This window comes from Liquorilactobacillus nagelii DSM 13675 (assembly GCF_019444005.1).
GTDB lineage: Bacteria > Bacillota > Bacilli > Lactobacillales > Lactobacillaceae > Liquorilactobacillus > Liquorilactobacillus nagelii.
On the sequence record NZ_CP049304.1, the window covers coordinates 2111926 to 2130051 of the forward strand.

20 protein-coding genes are annotated in these 18126 nt (G+C 36.3%); 17 read left to right on the top strand and 3 right to left on the bottom strand.

Features of this window, described 5'->3' with window-relative positions; translation table 11 throughout:
• The first annotated feature begins 9 nt into the window (after positions 1–9).
• The 12 genes from cheB to flgL all read left to right on the top strand — a co-directional run bounded on the left by cheB (position 10) and on the right by flgL (position 10781).
• Positions 10–1029, top strand: coding sequence for a chemotaxis-specific protein-glutamate methyltransferase CheB (gene cheB, locus G6O73_RS10565; protein ID WP_235805041.1), 1020 nt, complete (start codon positions 10–12; stop codon positions 1027–1029).
• Between the two features lie 5 nt (positions 1030–1034).
• The gene (locus tag G6O73_RS10570; RefSeq protein WP_057884999.1) at positions 1035–1808 is read left to right on the top strand and encodes a CheR family methyltransferase; all 774 of its coding nucleotides are present in this window, start codon (positions 1035–1037) and stop codon (positions 1806–1808) included.
• 23 nt (positions 1809–1831) lie between these two features.
• Positions 1832–3919 (top strand): chemotaxis protein CheA, encoded by a 2088-nt coding sequence (locus G6O73_RS10575; RefSeq protein ID WP_057885000.1) that lies wholly within the window; start codon positions 1832–1834, stop codon positions 3917–3919.
• Positions 3916–4503 carry a chemotaxis protein CheC gene (locus tag G6O73_RS10580; protein WP_057885001.1) on the top strand — a complete coding sequence of 196 codons (588 nt, stop codon included), beginning with the start codon at positions 3916–3918 and terminating at the stop codon, positions 4501–4503. Before G6O73_RS10575 ends, G6O73_RS10580 begins: the two co-directional genes overlap by 4 nt.
• Before the next feature lie 14 nt (positions 4504–4517).
• Positions 4518–4880 (top strand): response regulator, encoded by a 363-nt coding sequence (locus G6O73_RS10585; protein WP_057885057.1) that lies wholly within the window; start codon positions 4518–4520, stop codon positions 4878–4880.
• Between the two features lie 19 nt (positions 4881–4899).
• On the top strand, positions 4900–5298 hold the full coding sequence (locus G6O73_RS10590) for a chemotaxis protein CheW (RefSeq protein ID WP_057885002.1): 399 nt from the start codon (positions 4900–4902) through the stop codon (positions 5296–5298).
• A gap of 18 nt (positions 5299–5316) precedes the next feature.
• Positions 5317–6348 carry a flagellar motor switch protein FliM gene (gene fliM / locus G6O73_RS10595; protein ID WP_057885003.1) on the top strand — a complete coding sequence of 344 codons (1032 nt, stop codon included), beginning with the start codon at positions 5317–5319 and terminating at the stop codon, positions 6346–6348.
• Positions 6341–7555, top strand: a complete 1215-nt coding sequence (gene fliY, locus G6O73_RS10600) for a flagellar motor switch phosphatase FliY (protein ID WP_057885004.1) — start codon at positions 6341–6343, stop codon at positions 7553–7555. Before fliM ends, fliY begins: the two co-directional genes overlap by 8 nt.
• A 102-nt stretch (positions 7556–7657) precedes the next feature.
• On the top strand, positions 7658–7954 hold the full coding sequence (gene flgM / locus G6O73_RS10605) for a flagellar biosynthesis anti-sigma factor FlgM (protein ID WP_083478438.1): 297 nt from the start codon (positions 7658–7660) through the stop codon (positions 7952–7954).
• A 2-nt stretch (positions 7955–7956) separates the two neighbouring features.
• Positions 7957–8316, top strand: coding sequence for a flagellar protein FlgN (locus tag G6O73_RS10610; RefSeq protein WP_057885006.1), 360 nt, complete (start codon positions 7957–7959; stop codon positions 8314–8316).
• 14 nt (positions 8317–8330) lie between these two features.
• On the top strand, positions 8331–9851 hold the full coding sequence (flgK, locus tag G6O73_RS10615) for a flagellar hook-associated protein FlgK (protein WP_083478439.1): 1521 nt from the start codon (positions 8331–8333) through the stop codon (positions 9849–9851).
• A 6-nt stretch (positions 9852–9857) separates the two neighbouring features.
• Positions 9858–10781 carry a flagellar hook-associated protein FlgL gene (gene flgL / locus G6O73_RS10620; protein WP_057885007.1) on the top strand — a complete coding sequence of 308 codons (924 nt, stop codon included), beginning with the start codon at positions 9858–9860 and terminating at the stop codon, positions 10779–10781.
• Positions 10782–10972: 191 nt separating this feature from the next.
• On the opposite strand, the gene G6O73_RS10625 is transcribed toward flgL, so the two are convergent.
• Together G6O73_RS10625 and G6O73_RS10630 are read right to left on the bottom strand one after the other, a co-directional pair.
• A complete protein-coding gene (locus G6O73_RS10625; protein WP_083478440.1) occupies positions 10973–11332 on the bottom strand; it encodes a transposase in 360 nt (119 codons plus the stop codon).
• Positions 11333–11456: 124 nt separating this feature from the next.
• Positions 11457–11681, bottom strand: a complete 225-nt coding sequence (locus G6O73_RS10630) for a transposase (RefSeq protein WP_162254586.1) — start codon at positions 11679–11681, stop codon at positions 11457–11459.
• Between the two features lie 376 nt (positions 11682–12057).
• Between G6O73_RS10630 and G6O73_RS10635 the strand changes: the two genes are divergently transcribed.
• From G6O73_RS10635 to fliS, 5 genes are all read left to right on the top strand, one after another.
• The gene (locus tag G6O73_RS10635; RefSeq protein ID WP_057885009.1) at positions 12058–12927 is read left to right on the top strand and encodes a flagellin N-terminal helical domain-containing protein; all 870 of its coding nucleotides are present in this window, start codon (positions 12058–12060) and stop codon (positions 12925–12927) included.
• Positions 12928–13036: 109 nt separating this feature from the next.
• Positions 13037–13432 carry a flagellar protein FlaG gene (locus G6O73_RS10640; RefSeq protein WP_057885010.1) on the top strand — a complete coding sequence of 132 codons (396 nt, stop codon included), beginning with the start codon at positions 13037–13039 and terminating at the stop codon, positions 13430–13432.
• A 9-nt stretch (positions 13433–13441) separates the two neighbouring features.
• A complete protein-coding gene (gene fliD / locus G6O73_RS10645; protein ID WP_235805037.1) occupies positions 13442–14926 on the top strand; it encodes a flagellar filament capping protein FliD in 1485 nt (494 codons plus the stop codon).
• A gap of 17 nt (positions 14927–14943) precedes the next feature.
• Positions 14944–15300, top strand: coding sequence for a hypothetical protein (locus G6O73_RS10650; protein WP_057885012.1), 357 nt, complete (start codon positions 14944–14946; stop codon positions 15298–15300).
• A 12-nt stretch (positions 15301–15312) separates the two neighbouring features.
• Complete coding sequence (fliS, locus tag G6O73_RS10655; RefSeq protein WP_057885013.1) at positions 15313–15690, top strand: flagellar export chaperone FliS; 378 nt, start codon at positions 15313–15315, stop codon at positions 15688–15690.
• 70 nt (positions 15691–15760) lie between these two features.
• Here fliS and G6O73_RS10660 read toward each other — a convergent pair whose 3' ends face one another.
• Positions 15761–17959, bottom strand: coding sequence for a glycosyltransferase (locus G6O73_RS10660; protein ID WP_057885014.1), 2199 nt, complete (start codon positions 17957–17959; stop codon positions 15761–15763).
• Positions 17960–18126: the final 167 nt, after the last annotated feature.

Here is an 18126-nt window from a genome sequence, read left to right on the forward strand (position 1 = left end):
ACGATAAATATCATGAAAATTTTAATTGTAGATGATTCTGCCTTTATGCGGAAAGTCATTAGTGATTTAACTCAAAAGATTTCATTTATTCAAGATGTTAAGGTTGCTCGGAATGGTCAACAGGCACTTGAAGAAATTAAAGACGATGCGGAAATTGATTTGGTATTAATGGATATCGAAATGCCAATTATGGATGGACTAACAGCGTTGAAAGAAATCAAGAAAGTGCGGGATGTGCCGGTTGTTATGCTGAGTTCGTTGAGTAATCAGGAAGTAACAATTGAGGCCCTCGATGCTGGGGCCGCTGACTTTATTGAAAAACCAGTTAATTTATTTTCGATTAAACAAGAATGGATTACAGATTTTGAAAGTAAAATATTAATGGTTAAAAATAAACATCAGCAAGTAGAAAGCCCGGTTGTTCAACCAATAAAAGACCAAACTAAAATGACAGTTCCGGGGCAATTACCTTCTTTTGTTCATGCAATGGTAATTGGAGCTTCTACCGGTGGACCACGTGCTTTATTGGGAGTTATTCGCCAGCTTCCGGTTGAAATTAAAGTGCCGATTTTCATCGTCCAGCATATGCCGAAAGGATTTACAGCATCATTTGCAAAACGCTTGAATCAAGAGACTGCTAGTCCAGTAGTTGAAGCCCAAGACGGCATGCGGATTGAACGCCGAATTTACCTTTGTCCAGGAGATTATCATATGACCTTGGAAAACGGCAGAATTAATTTAAATCAGCAACCAAAGCTTCATGGAACTCGTCCAGCCGTTGATTATTTATTCAGTTCAGCAGCTAAAATGTATCGGCGCAACTTAGTAGCAGTTTTACTTACGGGAATGGGCAACGACGGAGCCAAAGGCATGGAAGATATTCATGGATTAGGCGGCTATACAATTGCTGAAGATGAGGAAAGTTGTGTGGTTTTCGGAATGCCGCGTAGTGCGATTGAGCTGGGCGTTGTTAATGAAATTTTGAGTTTATCGGCAATTGAACAAAAAATCAATCAAATAGTCGGGTGAAACATATGGAATTAAATTTTGATTTTTTTAATAACTGGGTTCAAGCAAAATTAGGAATTAAGTTAACGGCGTATAAACAACGTCAAATGCAGCGAAGAATTGGTAATATTATGCGAACGACAGGAGCTAAGACTTTAGAGGAATATGCCCATATTTTGGAGACTGATGCACAAGCGCGGAAAGCTTTTATCGAGCATCTAACGATTAATGTTACTGAGTTTTACCGGAATCGCGATTTATTTGATGTTTTTGAAAAACAGCTTTTAACTACCATTATTCCAAAATTTCCGAATCCAAAAATTTGGAGTGCAGCTTGCTCAGAAGGAGCTGAGCCATATACTTTAGCGATGATTCTAGAAAAACATCATTTGCAAGGAGCGAAGATTATTGCTACCGACATTGATGATGATATCTTGGCTAAAGCTCATCAAGGATGCTATCGCAAGGACCAGTTAAAAAACATCGCTCCGGCAGATTTAAATAAATATTTTACAGCGGTTGCTGGTGATCGTTATCAAGTAACGAGTGGGTTAAAAAAGCAAATAGTTTTTAAGAAACAAGACTTATTAAAGAATCTCTATGAAAAAAATTGTCAGGTAATTGTTTGCCGTAATGTCACGATTTACTTTAAGCCGGAAATACGTGATGAAGTTTATCAAAAATTTAGCGATTCACTGGTTACTGGTGGAATTTTATTTACTGGAGCAACAGAAACGATTAATTTTCCAGAACAATTTAATTTGCGAAAATTAGATTCGTTTATTTATCAGAAGATTTAGTTTGTTGAAGGGAGTTGAGAGTAGTGGATGACAATAGTGCGTATCGTGATCTTTTTTTTGAAGAAAGTGAAGACAATCTACAACAGTTAAATGATAATGTCTTAGAGCTGGAAAAAGAGCCCGATAATATTGATTTAATTAATGAAATCTTTCGGGCCGCTCATACTTTAAAAGGTAGTTCGGCCACGATGGGTTATGAAGTAATGACTAAGCTGACTCATCGAATGGAAGATATTTTTGATCTTTTTAAATCAGGCAAATTAAAGGTTAATGGAGATCATATTTCATTGATTTTTAAATGTCTTGATCGTTTGTCACAATTGCTGGATGATTTACGTGATGAAAAAGATCTCAGTGAAGATCAAATTAAGGATTTGATTGATGAACTTAATAAAGTTGAAACGGGGGTTACCGGTCAGGCTGCGGAAACGGAAGCAGCTAGTGAACCAGTTAAAGCACAACCAGCTGCTAAAGCAGAGTTAAATACAACCTTTGTGAATTTAGAAGAAGCTGATGTTGATGTGGCCGAACAAGCTAAAAGTAGTGGACAGAACGTTTTTACAATTGCAGTTCGCTTAGATGCAGAAACATTGTTGAAAGGGCCACGGGTCTTCTTGATTATGCAAAAGCTGGAAGAAGAAGGTGACGTGATTCATACTGAACCAACAGCTGATTTGCTTGAGGACGGTAAGTTTGATACTGACTTTAAATTGGTTTTTGTTACCAAAGAAACTTTAGCGGATATCAAAACAAATGTTGAAAGTAATAGTGAACTTGAAACGGCAATTGTTGAGCCATTTGATTCTGAAAAAGCTGTAGCAGATCAAAAGAAGGCCAAAGAGGCTCCGGTTAAACAGTCAGCTCAAGTAACTGAAACTGTTAAGCCAGCACCTAAAACTGTTTCTAAGAAGCCGACTGCAAAACCGGCCGCTAAGGCCAGTGGAGGTCATCATAATGCGCGTAATCAATCAATTAGGGTAGACTTGAGCCGCTTGGATCGATTCTTGAACTTAGTTTCGGAGTTGGTTGTATACCGTAATCAGATGGAGGACTCCAGTCATCGCAGTGATTTAGATGGTATTCGCGATTCATTGGAACAAGTTTCTCGTTTAACTTCTGAGTTGCAAGACTTAGTTTTACGGATTCGGATGCAGCAAGTCAGTGTTGTTTTTAGCCGTTTTCCGCGAATGATTCGTGATTTAGGTCGTACTTTGCACAAAGATATGGATTTAGTCATTATTGGTGAAGATACTGAGTTGGATAAAACTGTTGTTTCTGAATTGGGTGAACCAATGATTCATATGTTGCGTAATTCGGCTGATCATGGGATTGAGGACCCAGATACGCGTGAGAAACTTGGCAAGCCACGAAAAGGAACGATTACTCTCTCGGCTTATCAAGAAGGCAATCGCGTAATCATTACTTTGGAAGATGACGGCAAAGGTCTTGATCCAGCAGTGCTCAAGGCTAGTGCGGAGTCAAAGGGAATTAATACAGATGGAATGTCCGAAGACGAACTAAAGCATTTGATTTTTCACCCGGGATTTTCAACGGCCAAAAAAATTACGGATATTTCTGGACGTGGAGTTGGACTAGATGCGGTTCAGTCAAAGATTACGGAGCTTGGCGGATCAATCGAATTACGCAGTCAAATTAATGTTGGCTCGAAGTTCATTATCAAGTTGCCATTAACCTTATCAATTATTCAGGCCTTAATGGTTAAAGTTGGTGCAGGAAACTTTGCCATTCCATTGGATGTTGTTGAGCGAGTTGTAATGTTGCATGAGAATGATATTGTACCAACTGCTAAAGGCGAGGTTTATCGTTTCCAAGACACTTTAATTCCAATTATTCGAACAGATCAGATTCTAAACATTGAGTCAAAAGAAAACACCAAAAAGTTCGCCATTATTGTTAAAAGTGATCAGCAGTATTTTGGTATTCTAGCAGACCAATTAATTGGTCAAAAAGAAATTGTGATTAAAAAAATTGATCCGGTATTACAAAAAATCAATCGTTATCAAGGTGCAACAATTTTTGACAATGGATCAATTGCACTGATTCTTGATGTTAATGCTTTATGTCAAACCAAAAAAAGGGCTAAATCATGAAATATACAGATTTACAAATTGATGGATTACGCGAAATGATCAATATCGGCGGCGGCAATGCAGCAACTAGTATTTCAAAAATGGTTGATGAAAAAATTGATATGAAGATTCCAGAAGTTGCTATTTTAAGTTATCAGGAATTATATCAAAAAGTAATGGCTGATGATGTTGAAGTTTACGGGGTAATTAGTAAAATAGTAGGAGAGTATCAAGGAGCAATTTTGTTTGTGGTGACTGATCAAGCCATTGACCAGTTGGCAGGATTGATTTTAAAGGGTACTGAAGCATCGTGGGATGTTAAGCTATCCGCGGTAAGTGAATTATCCAACATTATTGCTAATTCATTTTTAAATGCGATTGGAAGATTACTCGATGTACAATTGATTTCGTCACTGCCGCAGGTCAAAAATGATTTTTTTGGAGCACTGATTAGCAGTGCTTATCTCGCGTTTGATCAATATGATGAACAAGTTATGGTTATTCGCAATGAATTTACTTACGCTGAAAAAAAACTTGACGCTTCTTTGTTTTTAATCCCAGAAGAAGGCGTCTTGGATAATTTAATTAAATCGCTTGGAGTATGAAAGGAGCAAGTAATTTGGGAAAGAAAATTTTGATTGTTGATGACGCGGTCTTCATGCGAATCAAGTTAAAGGATATTTTAGAAAAAAATGGTTATGAGGTTGCCGGTGAGGCACAAAATGGTCAAGAAGCTTTTGATCAGTACCAAGAAGTCAAACCAGACCTTGTTACGATGGATATTACAATGCCAGAAGTTGACGGACTGGAAGCGTTGAAAATGATTCGCAAGGCTGATGCCAATGCCAAAGTTATTATGTGCAGTGCGATGGGCCAACAAGGTATGGTAATGGATGCAATTCGAGCTGGTGCAATTGATTTTATCGTTAAACCTTTTGATACTGAACGAGTAATTAAAGCGTTGGATAAGGCTTTTTCATAATCCAAGGAGATGATCACAGATGCAAATGATTCTTTTTAAACTGAATCAGCAATTTTATTTGATCTCAGCAGCTTCAGTTGAAGAAGTCATCGATACTATCGAAATAACTCCAGTACCACTGGCACCTAAATGGGTTAAGGGTTTGATTAATCTGCGTGGGGCAGTTATGACAGTGGTAGGATTATCAGAATTAATCGGTGTGCCGGAATCAAAAGAGTATAAAAATATTTTGATCATGAAAAAAGATGATAAACGTAAAGGCTTATTAATTGAAGAAGTTAGTGAAATTCTTGATGTAGATTCTAAGAAGATAGTTTTGAATGATGATTCGAAAGAGCAAAATGAATATTATTCAGGAATCGTTTCGTTTCCCGATAAAGTAGCTAATGTTGTTGATGTAACTAAAATGATTTTTTAGTAGTAAGGAGGGGTCAGATTGGATCAGGTATTATCGCAGCAAGAAATTGATAAGCTGCTGACAGCAATGAACAACGGCGAAATTGACCAAGAAAAGATTGAAGAAGAAGAAAAAGCCCCCAAGGTCAAACCCTATGATTTTAGAAGGCCAATCAAACTTTCCAAGGAATATGTCAATACGCTACATATGATCTTTGAAGACTTCTCTAAAATGAGTACCAATATACTATCAAATTTGTTACGGGTTAATGTTACATTACAGTTAGCGTCGATTGAGCAAATTAGTTTTGATGAGTTTATTCATTCAATACCGCGAGTTACCTTGATTGGACTATTTCATTCGGCTTTAGCTGATAAAACACCAATGAAAGGAATTCAAATGTTTGAGGTTAATCCGCAGCTTTGTATGCGTTTGGTAGAGTTATTATGCGGGGGAACGGAAATTGAGCCTGGAAAAGTAGCAGTTTCGGATGATGCGATTGATGATAAAAATTTTACTGATATTGAATTGGCTATTTTACGTGAAGTTTTGCAAGAACTAGGGAAGGTTTTCCAAAACTCTTGGAAAGATATTGTTCAAATGGAGACGGCATTAGATGATTTAGATACTAATCCGCAATTATTGCAGACAATGTCACCGAATGAACCGGTTGTGTTAACGACATTTACAATGCAGATTGGTGATATGAGTACATTCTTAAACATTTGTATTCCGTATGTTTTCTTTGAAGGAATCAGTGACAAACTGAGCTTTAGAAATTGGTTTGACTCAAGTCAAAAGCTCAGCAAAGATGACGAACGCGAATTGCAGCGAGGGTTAAATAATGTTGAAGTGTCGTTTGAAACCCGCTTAGGAAGTGCTCAAATGGAGATGGCAGACTTCTTGCATTTGGAAGTTGGCGATGTGATCAAACTTGACCGCAAGACGAGTGCTCCGTTAGACACTTATGTTAATGGAATACCATTTTATCAAGCTAAACCTGGTAAAAAAGATGGTAATTTGGCAGTTGAATTATTAGATAAGTTGGAAGGAGACCCAGAAGATGAGTGATAGTTTATCGCAAGAAGAGATCGACAAGTTAATGAAGGGCAATAACGAATCGGCAACTTCTGACAAACCAGCCGAGGAAAAGTCAGCCGAAGAAAAGCAGGCGGCAACGAGTGAGAAAAAAGTATCAGCCACAGAAATTGAAAGCAAATATGATGAACAAACCAAACAGGATATTATTGGTGAAGTCGGTAATATTTCGATGTCACAGGCGGCAACAACCCTGTCTTCAATTTTAAATCATCGTGTAACCATCACGACCCCAAAAGTTTCTCGAGTATATTTTAAAGAATTGATTTCAGACATTGCAACGCCTAAAGTTGCGATGACAGTTGGTTTTAAAGAAGGATTGATTGGAACTAACTTGATGTTGTTGCAAGTTAAAGATGCGAATGTTATTGCCGATTTAATGATGGGCGGTGATGGTGAACCAAAATCCCAGGATTTTACTGAAGTTGAACTTAGTGCGGTTTCGGAAGCCATGAATCAAATGATTGGTTCGGCAGCAACGGCGATGGCAACGATGATTAATCGCAAAGTTGATATTTTACCACCCGATGTTAAGGTTTGGCGTGAACCGGATAATATTCAGTATGAGAATATTGGCGGTGATCAAAAGATTTATAAGGTTTCTTTTTCGTTAAATGTTGAAGGATTAATTAAAAGTGAAATTATGCAGATTTTCACTGAAGATATGGTTGAAGATATTGCTGATGCAATGATGGCCGATAAAGCAACGGTAGTTAAAGAACATGAAACTAATGAGAAAAAGCAGTCTGCTTCTTCAACAGCGGATAAAGTTCAACCACAATCGCAACAACCGAAAATTAAACCTGACCAGCAAACAACAACTGCACCTCGACCGTCTCAACTTGCTCCAAAGTCAAAGCAAACGGTTGAAGTTAGCCAACCTGAATTTCAGCAATTGTCGGGTGAGAAAGTTCCACAGGGCGACAATCTAGATTTGATTATGGATGTTCCGCTGAATTTGAGTGTTGTTTTAGGACGTGCTGAAAAAAGCGTGCGTGACATTTTGAATTTCAATTCAGGTTCAGTGATTGAGTTAGATCGCTTGACAGATGAGCCCTTGGAAATTTTATTGAATGGTAAATTAATTGCTACTGGCGAGGTAGTAGTTATTAATGAAAACTTTGGCATTCGGATTACCAATATTGTTTCCCAGCGGCAGCGGATTGATCATATGGGATAGGTTGTTTAGAAGATTAATTATTGTAAAAAATGACAGTAACTATTTAACTTTTTTGTAGTTGTCCGATATGATACATATGACAGGGAAAAAAGGAGGTCATTTATGATGAAAATTGAGGGCAACTATAACAATGACATTAAAGTTGATTTAAGCAATAATCAGTTTTCACCCAGCAATTCAGCTCATACAGTTAAAAACACGCAGGCTGAAACAGCTAACGGTGTGACTCTATCAACGACTGCCAAAAAAATATTAGCAAATGAAAATAATGATCGTGGTTTTGATGCAAATAAAGTTAATGAACTAAAAAAATTGATTGCAAATGGCAAGTACCAAGCATCACCTGAAGAAATTGTTACGGGGATGTTTGATGAAATCAAAGCTCAAGGGAAGCACTGATTATGAAGGCAGCTGAATTTGAACAATTATTACGTCGTTTTTGCCGGCTGCTGCAGCAAGAAAAAAAATATTTGATTAGTAATCAGCCGGACAAACTCATACCATTAGTTGAAGAAAAGCAAAAGTATGTCCGGCCTTTTCAAGAATATCCGGGTCAAGTAACAGTTAGAATGAAAGAATTAATCCAACAGATTCAAGCATCACAGCAAGAAAATTTGTTATTAACTAAACAGGCAATGGGATTTGAAGAAATGATGTTAAAATCAATTCGCAGTAATTTGAAAACCCCAGGAACAATTTATTCACCAGATAAATCAAAGAGAGCTGCTGATAGTCTTTCTTTAATTGACTGGGAAGCCTAGACTGGAGGTCAACTTTGAGTTTATTTGGAGCATTAAATGTTGGAAATAGTGGTATGAGCGCTAATCAGGTAGCCATGGAAACCAGTGGTAATAATATTGCCAATGCGAATACTCCTGGTTATTCAAGACAGCAAGTCAGCATGACTGAGCAGCCGGCATTTTATGAACCGGGGATTGGATCAGTTGGGACTGGAGTCGATGTAACTGGCATTCATCGAGTAGTAGATGATTTTGTTAGAACGCAAGCGCGGGATGCTAATTCAAAATACCAGTATTACCAAGAAAAGTCTGACAAGCTTGGTCAGTTGCAAGACATTTTAAATGAACCATCAAGTAATGGAATCGTTAAGCAATTGTCAACTTTGACAACTGCTTGGAATACACTTGCTGATGATCCTGAGTTGGGAACTGCTAAATCTTCAGTAGTTGAAGATGCCAGTTCATTTGCTGATACTGTTAAAGAAATGGCAGGTAATATCTCTGATTTAGGGGACAACATTACAAGTACCCTAGCCAAGAATGCACTTGATTTTAATAGTGATGTTAAGCAGTTACAGACACTTAATCAGCAAATTTATAATTTGACAAGTGTTGGTCAAACACCGAATGATTTGCTTGACCAGCGAGATGCAACCCTGAAGAATTTGTCGACCATTGCTGATGTGACAACTTCGGTTGATAATTATGGCCGAGTTTCATTGAAGTTAGGCGATCAGACGATTTTAAACGGTGATACTCGTAATACATTAAGTGTGGTAACTGCTAATGTAGATGGGACAGCAACGATTGCTAAAGATGGTGATACAGTTGATGGTCAACAGCAAGTTAGCAGTAATTATCCGGCAAATACCATTTTACTAACTCAAACTGGTGATGATGATCAAGTCAATTACAGTCAAGTAAACATTGATAACGGCACAATTGGCGGCTTGGAAACTGCGGCGGAAGAGGTTACTCAACGATTACAAGAATTGAATAATTTTGCAACGACAATTGCCAAAACAATTAATATGGTTTATACCAATGGGCAAAGTAGTACGAGTGGCTTTTTTGAAATTGGTAATGATGCCAGTTCGTATGCTTCTAAAATGGCAGTTAACTCTGCTTTAGCAGCTGATCCAGATAAATTAACTACCGGTGCTAGTGGTGCTGCAGGTGATAATTCTGTGGCGACAGCGATTGTTAATCTGAGTACCCAAAAGTTCGATTATCCAATAACTGACAGCCAATTGAATTCATATAATAAAACAACGATGACTTTTGACGCATCAGCTAGCGGTAAAACTTATTCAGATGCTTTTAATAATATTGTTACTAAAAATGCAATTTCTAAACAGCAAGCTGATAATTTAGCGACTGCCCAGAATTCAGTTCTAAGTCAGCTAAACAATCAAGATCAGACTGTGTCTGGAGTATCAGTCAATGAAGAAATTACCAATGTCATTGCTTACCAACGTGGCTTCGAAGCTAATGCCCGGGTGATTAGTGTTATTTCTGATATGCTTGATACTTTGATTAACAAGACAGGAGTGTGATAAATAATGCGAATTGCTGATAGTACAATGTATGATAGTTTCTTAACCAGCTATGAAACCAGTACAGCTAAAATGCAGAAAACCATGACGCAGCTATCCAGTCAAAAACAATTAACAGAAGCTTCTGATGATCCATTAAAAGCATCTAATATCATTAATCTGAATACGTCGATTGATCAAAATGCGATGTATGGTGATACTATTCAAGATGGCGTTTCTTGGAACCAAATGCAAGATTCGGCGTTAAGTTCGATTAGTGATGTCATGTTAAGAATGCGGGATTTGATTCAAAGCTCAGCTAATGGTACAAATGGTGCAGATGTTAATAGTGCGAATAAGGCTGAAATTGAACAAGATATGGGCCAAATTGTTGATACGCTAAATACCAAGTATGGTAATAAGTATATTTTTGCGGGTGAAAACACGACAACTAAGCCTTTTGAGCTAGAAAAAAATGCTGCTGGGGATGTTACCGGCCTAAAATATAGTGGAACGGCTGGAAACTTATCAAGACAGATTGCCGATAATGTTTCGGTTAACTTGTTTGCCAACGGGAGTAAGTTCGTCTCGAATAGTAGTATCGGAGCTCAAACGGCAAGTTTAGGAGATTATTTCAACAATGTTGTAACAGCACTTAATAGTGATAATAAGGATCAATTAAGTGGAACATTACTATCAGATACAGATGCCTATCGCGATAATTTTGTTAATATCCGGACTCAAATTGGAGCTTTAACAAATCGTTTACAGTCAGCGCTAAGTCGTAATCAATCACAGGCAACCAATTTGAAAGAAAGTCTCTCAAACGATCAAGATGTTGATGTAGCAGCAGCTTATTCAAAATTTGAAAAAGAAAAGCTAACCTATAATGCAACTTTGGCCATGGGAACAAAAATTATGCAGACAACAATCTTGGATTATATGTACTAATTGGTGTTGACAAGCAATTAATTCAAAAAAACCTAAGGTATGGTCTAGGTGATGGTGTTTTTCTCATGTTCTGTATTTAAGCAATTGTGATTGTTTCTTTACTAAAAAGCAGTTTTCACAAGTTTTGTTTTCTAGTAGTATTGATAAATAAAATTATTTAATTTGCAATTTAAATTGTTATAGCTGAATTATTAGGCTATCTGTTCTTCGGAATGGATAGTTTTTTTAATGTAGTAATGATAGTTTAGGCTGATATAACTGTTTTTTAAAGATATCAGAATTCTTAAACGAAAGTTCTCAAAATTTCTAAATTCATACGCGGTCCGTTTAATAACTTTGATTTTATTATTGGTACCTTCTACTGGACCATTTGAAAACGATGTTTTGAAACTGTTAATGATTTCAGCTTGATGTTTACGTAGCATTCGGTTAGCTTTCTTTATTTGTTCAAGCATCTCAGAAGCTGAATCTAATAAACTATTTAAAGCTTCCGTATCTTGATGATGAATGACATATAACGGTTGTTGGTATAAGTGTGGGCGTTTTTCAATTCATCAGACATAGCTAATAGGCGATCGACAACATCTGCATCACATAATTGTCGGTTTTGAAAATTAATCCGTTTGGACTAATGTTGGTAGTTTATTTCAGCTGAATCCTTTACAATAATTTCCACTACCGTTTAGGCGCACGCCAATCGTGAGAACCACTACCGGTTTGCCTCATGACTTGAAGTCGAACTGAATTTAAAGCTTGAAAAGCTTGCACGACAACATGGAAATGATCAGCGATAATAATTGCATTGGGGAAGAGTTCATTAATTAAAGGACGATATGGTGAGTAAAGATCAATGAAAAGCTGGAGAACCTTGGCCTGATAAATATGACCGAGATTCTTCAACAAATCCAGAGTGCTTAAGTTGTTGAACCGCCGTATGCGGAACCGCACATACGGTGGTGTGAAAGGTCGGTAAATGAATTAATCATTTATCTCTTGCTCTAACTGTTAACTTTGTAATCTTTTTAAATTTTATTTAGATTTTTTTATAACATCTTTACTTATATTTTTCAAAGTACGAGTTTTACCATGTTTGCAGCATTAATTCTTTTGTTTTCGAGTAATAATTTGCTGATAATTGTATATGATTAATGCAAAAAATTGAGCTGAAAATAAAAATATTTTGGCAAAACTATTAAACACCTTTCTTTCCGGCCGATACATATAAACAGAGGGGGAAAACCTCAGAAATAAAAGAATTTTAATTGGAGGAATTAACATGAGAATCAATACGAATGTCTCAGCAATGACAACATTGCGTTATTTAAACCAAGCAACAGATGCTAAGAGTTCTGCTCTTACAAAATTATCATCCGGTTCCCGGATCAACAGTGCAGCTGATGATGCAGCTGGCTTAGCTGTTTCTGAAAAAATGAAGGCTCAAATCGGTGGCTTGACCCAAGCTCAAAGTAATGCTCAAGATGGTGTTTCTTTGATTCAGACGGCTGAAGGTGGTTTAAGCCAGATTCAGACAATGCTCGACCGGATGCGTGACTTAGCTGTTCAAAGTTCTAACGGTACTTTGGGAACCGATGATCGTAAAGCAATTGATAAAGAATTTGGTGATTTGAAGGACGAAATTACTCGAATCGCTGGGACAACTCAGTTCAACAATAAGAATTTGTTAGGTACTAGTGCTACTGCCACTGCGGCAACGACATTTACTTTCCAAGTTGGGGCGAATGCTAATCAAACATTGTCAGTTCAAATCTCAGCAATGAATGCATCTGCTCTTGGGTTAGACAGTAAAATTGATATTGTGGCTAGTCAAACGGGAACTGCGGATAACACTGCCGCAGATATTAAATCTGCGAATGCTGCAATTACTGCTATTGATTCAGCAATTGCAACAGTTACAACACAACGTTCAACTCTGGGAGCTACGCAGAACCGTTTGAACTATGCTATCAGCAACTTGGAAACTTCTAATGAGAACTTGTCAGAAGCTAACTCACGGATTCGTGATGTCGATATGGCCCAAGAAATGACTCAGTTTACCAAGGATAATATTCTTACACAGGCTGCTACTTCAATGTTGGCACAGGCTAATGCAATGCCGAACAGTGTTTTGACCTTATTACAAGGCTAATCTTTAGGTTTGTTGTAGTATTTGGAAAGTCGGTCGTCAGTTGGCGGGCGGCTTTTCCTACATAAGAAGCAAGCTTTTTATTCAATTAAAAATGGGAGAAGGTCAGACTATGAGTAATGAACATATTGATGCTGTCAGTAAAATCGGTGGAATTGATGCTGAATGGTTCAAGCAGTCCGATAATCAGTTTGGCAGTTTTCAAGCACAACAACTACAACAAACCATGAAGTCCATGCAGCAACAAGTCAAGGCTGATGTCTCAGAACAACAAGACAAGCCGCAAGCTAAAGAACTTGAAACAACGATGAATAAATTTAATCAACAGTTGGAAAACGATAGTGTCGAAACAAAATTTAAGATTCATAAACGGACTGGGCGAATTTATGTTCAGCTGATAAATGAAAAGACGGGTAAAGTTATTAAAGAGATTCCTTCATCAAAAATGTTGGATTTAATTGGACATATTTGGGATGAGATGGGAATTATGGTCAATAAGAAAGGATAGTGAGTAATTATGGCAGTTTTAACAACTGATGGTATTAGCTCAACCTTAGGACAATATTCTGGAATTACTGCCAGTGATATTATTACCTTATTGAAATCTAGTGCAGCTTACCAAAATGAAACGGATGCGCAGAACAAAATTTCAACGATTCAAACGCAAGAAAATGCTTGGAATGCAATTAGCACCCAACTAACTTTATTTTCAACTAAAGTTAAGGCACTGCAATCTAACGATACGTATTTAACAAAAGTAGCAACGACCACTGATTCAAGTATTGCAACAATTTCGGGTACGACTACTGCACAGCAAGATACTTATGATCTAAAAGTTGATCAACTGGCAACAGCGACCTCAATTAATGGAACTCAAGCTTCCACCAGCAGTAAAACTAAGCTGGGATTAACTGGAAGCTTGACTTTAACAAGCCCTGATACTGACAGTAACGGCAATTCTTTGACATTTGACATTAAACTGGATAGTTCAGATACGTTAAATACGGTAGCTGCTAAAATAAACGCTTTAACAGCAGATTCAACGGATGATGATGGTAAGACAACGCAGGGATCACATGTTAGGGCATCGGTAATTGATAACCACTTAGTGTTGACCAGTACAACGCTGGGAACAAAAAAAATTGGTGTCGGTGGAGATACAGATGTTATTAACGGTCTCGGCCTTGGCACTGGGGCAACAACTACCAGTGGTCAAAATTCTAAATTTGAATTAGACGGGATGACGATTGAACGTGATAGTAATACAATTACTGATGTAGTAGATGGCACAACGTTTAATCTTAATAAGGTTAGTGATTCGCACGTTACTTTGTCACTGGCCAATGATACATCGAAGATTGTTTCCGCAGTCCAAGATATGGTCAACTCCTATAATACTTTAATGAGTACAATTTCCAGTGACTTAGATGTTGGTGATCCGACTCAATCTAACAATACAACCGGACCTTTAGTTGGTGATAATGAACTAATACAGCTGCAATCTAGCCTGAGTAGTCTGGTAACCAATCCAACAGTTGCCGGCTCAACGATGAATGCTAATTCAGTTGGAATTTCGTTTGTCGATAAAAATGGTACGCTGGGGCTTGATACTGATAAGCTAAAAGCAGCTATTAGTAATGACCCAACTGCAGTGAAAGATTTCTTTTATTCAGCTAAGACAACGGCAAGTGGTTTGGTAACAATCTCAAGTTCGGGTTATAGCCAAGGTGTGCTGGATTTGGTTAACAAATACCTCTCTGGCGTTACTGGAGCACTGACAGCTAATAAGAGTATTATTCAAATTAAAACTGATGGCTATCAGAGCCAAATCAAGGACTTGAATAGCCAAATTAAAGATTTTGAGAGCACCTTAGAAATGCAAAAACAGCAATATATTGATACTTTTACCCGCTTAGATCAGGCAATGATGGAAGGAGAATCAGAGTTAAGCTACTTTACTAGCAGCAGTTCAGCACTGAATTCTTCTTCAAGCAAGAGTTAAACTGAATCAGGTGAATAATGGATAATTATTATCAAGAAAAATTAAATCGACAAAGAGTAGTAATCCTGAAAGCTATTTTGCAATGTTTGCAGGATTGGGATGAAACATTACCACAGGCAGAGTTGATTTTTAAAAAAAATAAACAGCACATTGCTGATTTAGAAAAACTGGGATTTTCTTTAAATAAATTGGATCAATCAGATCGAAAATTAGTGAATGAGATTGTTACTGAATATCAGCAGATTTTAACTAAAATTCGCCAGGATAAAGCAGAAGTTAAAAGGCAAGTGTTAGAACTGACTTATTCACGAGGGGCATTGAAAGCTTATCTGGATCGTGATCGACGCCGATCATTAATTGATTTTGATTTTTAGGAGTGGGAGAAAATGGGGTATCAAGAGGTTAATAATAGTTATTTGAAGAATCAAGTAATGGGAGCATCGCCTATCAAGTTAGTAGTAATGCTATATGAAGGTGCAATTCGGAGCATGAAAATGGCAAAAGTAGCAATTGACAAACAAAATGTTGTCCAAGCACATACTCAGCTAGTCAAGGCACAAAATATTATTGCCGAGTTAAAGAATTCAGTAAACACTGATGTTGATGTTACAATTTCGCAGAACTTGATTAATTTATATGATTTTTGTAATGAACAACTGCTTCAGGCTAATCTAAATAAAGACAATTCGCTAATTGATAACGCAATTAATACAATGTCTGAGTTACTAGATTCCTGGAAACAATTGGAACAGAAAAAAGAATGATTACAATTACCAAAAAGCCTGCCAAATTCATTATTTGAGATGAACTTGGCAGGCTTTTTTAATCTTTTTACTATTTTGTGATTTGATGTAACAAGTCAGTTGCTTCAGAATCATTGGGAACAATTTCAACCAATGATTTCAATAAAGGCAACGCAACTTGTTTTTGATCAGCAGCAATTAAAGCACGAATTTTAATTTTAATTTGTGCAGCTAACTGATTAAATTCCTGCTGATTATGTTTAACTTTTTTAATCTTATTATCAAAATTAAAAATTAATTTGTTTATTAATGAGTTTCCCTTAGGATAAGCTTTTAGAGCTAGGTTTAGATTTTTGAGATAGTTAACTTCGTTCTGCATTTTTTTTGAAGAGAGTGCCGAGTGAAGGTAGTAAGCAAATTTGAAATTTGCTGGTAATAAGTTGTTAAGATTAAGCTGAAAGTTTTCAACGTTGTATATTTTATGAGCAAAGTTTAAAGAATCACATACATAATTATCAATTTCTCGATAAATATCTGTCAAAAGAATCTGATTACTGAACAAATATGTTTGTCTAAGATTCATGCATAGTAGGTCTCTTTGAGGGCATTGAGGATAGCATTTTTCCATTTTGTTAATAAAGTTTGGTATGCTTTTAATTCTTTTGAGAAAGAAAGTATTAATGTAGTTAACTAAACTGTTTAATTCATTAAAATCTAATGACAAAACAACACTGCTTGGATCCTTTTTACAAGTAACAAGCAAAATAAACAATTCTTCATATGGAGATGAACAAATAATTTTATTATTTGCTAGTCTTTCCGTGAGTTGTTCCCTTTCGTTAGTGTTTTCATTATATAATTCAGCCTGCTGCAATTTGAAATAAGGATGATTTATATTAGTTCTGGTTAGCAATTCCATGAATTTTGTTTCATCTTCAAGTGTCAGAGAAAACTTATATGAATTGAAAATTTTACCTAATTTTAAGCAATTGGATTCTTTATCATTGATTTTTCTCCAAACATCAGCAAGAATCGTCGGATTATTATTCTTGAATGATATTTGACAAATAGTTAAAAGTACTTGAGAAAAGTTATCCAAATTAGATGATAGAGGCAATTGGTTAATCAAATTGGAGCATTCGTTCCAATCCTTAACTTCAATTAGGTGGGATAGTACGGTTGAAGTCATATTAGCTAATTTAGTATAAGAAACTGTGTAAGATAAGAAAGGTGTATATTGTTGTAGTAGATTTTCTTCATTATCTTTAAGCATATTGAAATTCATTAAGTATTCATTAAAAATAGTTTTTAAATTATCCTTACTGTTTAGTTGAATTAAAGCATTAAAAACAAAGTAATCAATCATACATAGATCATAATTTCTTAAAAACATTATTTTAAGGTAGTTTTTTGCTAGATTTATGACTTGATGCCAATTTTTATCTAATGAAGCAGACTGTAGCCAGTAACCCAAAATGGCGGCAGCAAAAGTCTGTTCATTTTCTTTGGGGTTATTTATTTTTTGAAAATTTCTCAATGCTAATTCAGCGAAGTAAGTTATTTTTTCTCGGTTCTTTGATGTGTCCCGATCATAACCAGCAATTAATTGAGCCCAACTATGCATGTCCTGAGGAGACTTTGAAACAATACTTTTAAGTAGTTTATCGTTACGTTTGAATTTGTTTTTTCCAACTTCTTTAGCATAGCCATAGTGGTGAACAAAAGAAGTTACATATTTAGTTGGAGAGTAGGTTGGATCTAAAAATTCATGAACTTTTCCGCTGAAATGTGAATAATTCCAAAGTCTAGAACAACGATTAGACTTAGTTAGTTTAAAGTTAGTTCCAGTTGAGTCGTAATAATTATGGAAGTTGTAGGCTAATGAAAAATATTTATTTTGTTCATTTTCATTATTGAAAAACTCAACTAATTCGCTAACATCATCGAACCATTCATCATCATCAATAAACATGAACCATTTACCATGAGCTTCTTTGAGTCCGGCATTTCGGGCAGCAGCAAAGTCATCACACCATTTAAAATGGACAACTTTATCGGCGTATTTTTCTGCAATTGCCAAAGAACCATCACTGTTCTCTGGTCCAACAGTATCGACAACGATTAATTCACTGGGTACTTGGTACAATAAAGGCTGCAGTGATTCCATACAATTACGAATAGTTTTGATACTATTTGAAACTAACAGAGAAATTGTCAAAGTAGTTGTGTAAGGACGTTGATTCATCTGAACAAAGTTCCTTATTTTATTTTGTCGTGTAAGATCATTCATTAAAAAAGCTCCTTAAATGCTATTTAATACTTATCTACAGTCTACTATCGGTTGGAAGAAGCAAGTTTTAAACAACAAATTTTCAAATGGAAATTTTTTCTAATGAAATTAGACTTAAAGTTATCTGTTGGCAACCGATATAAAACTTAGGGTAAATAATAGACCGA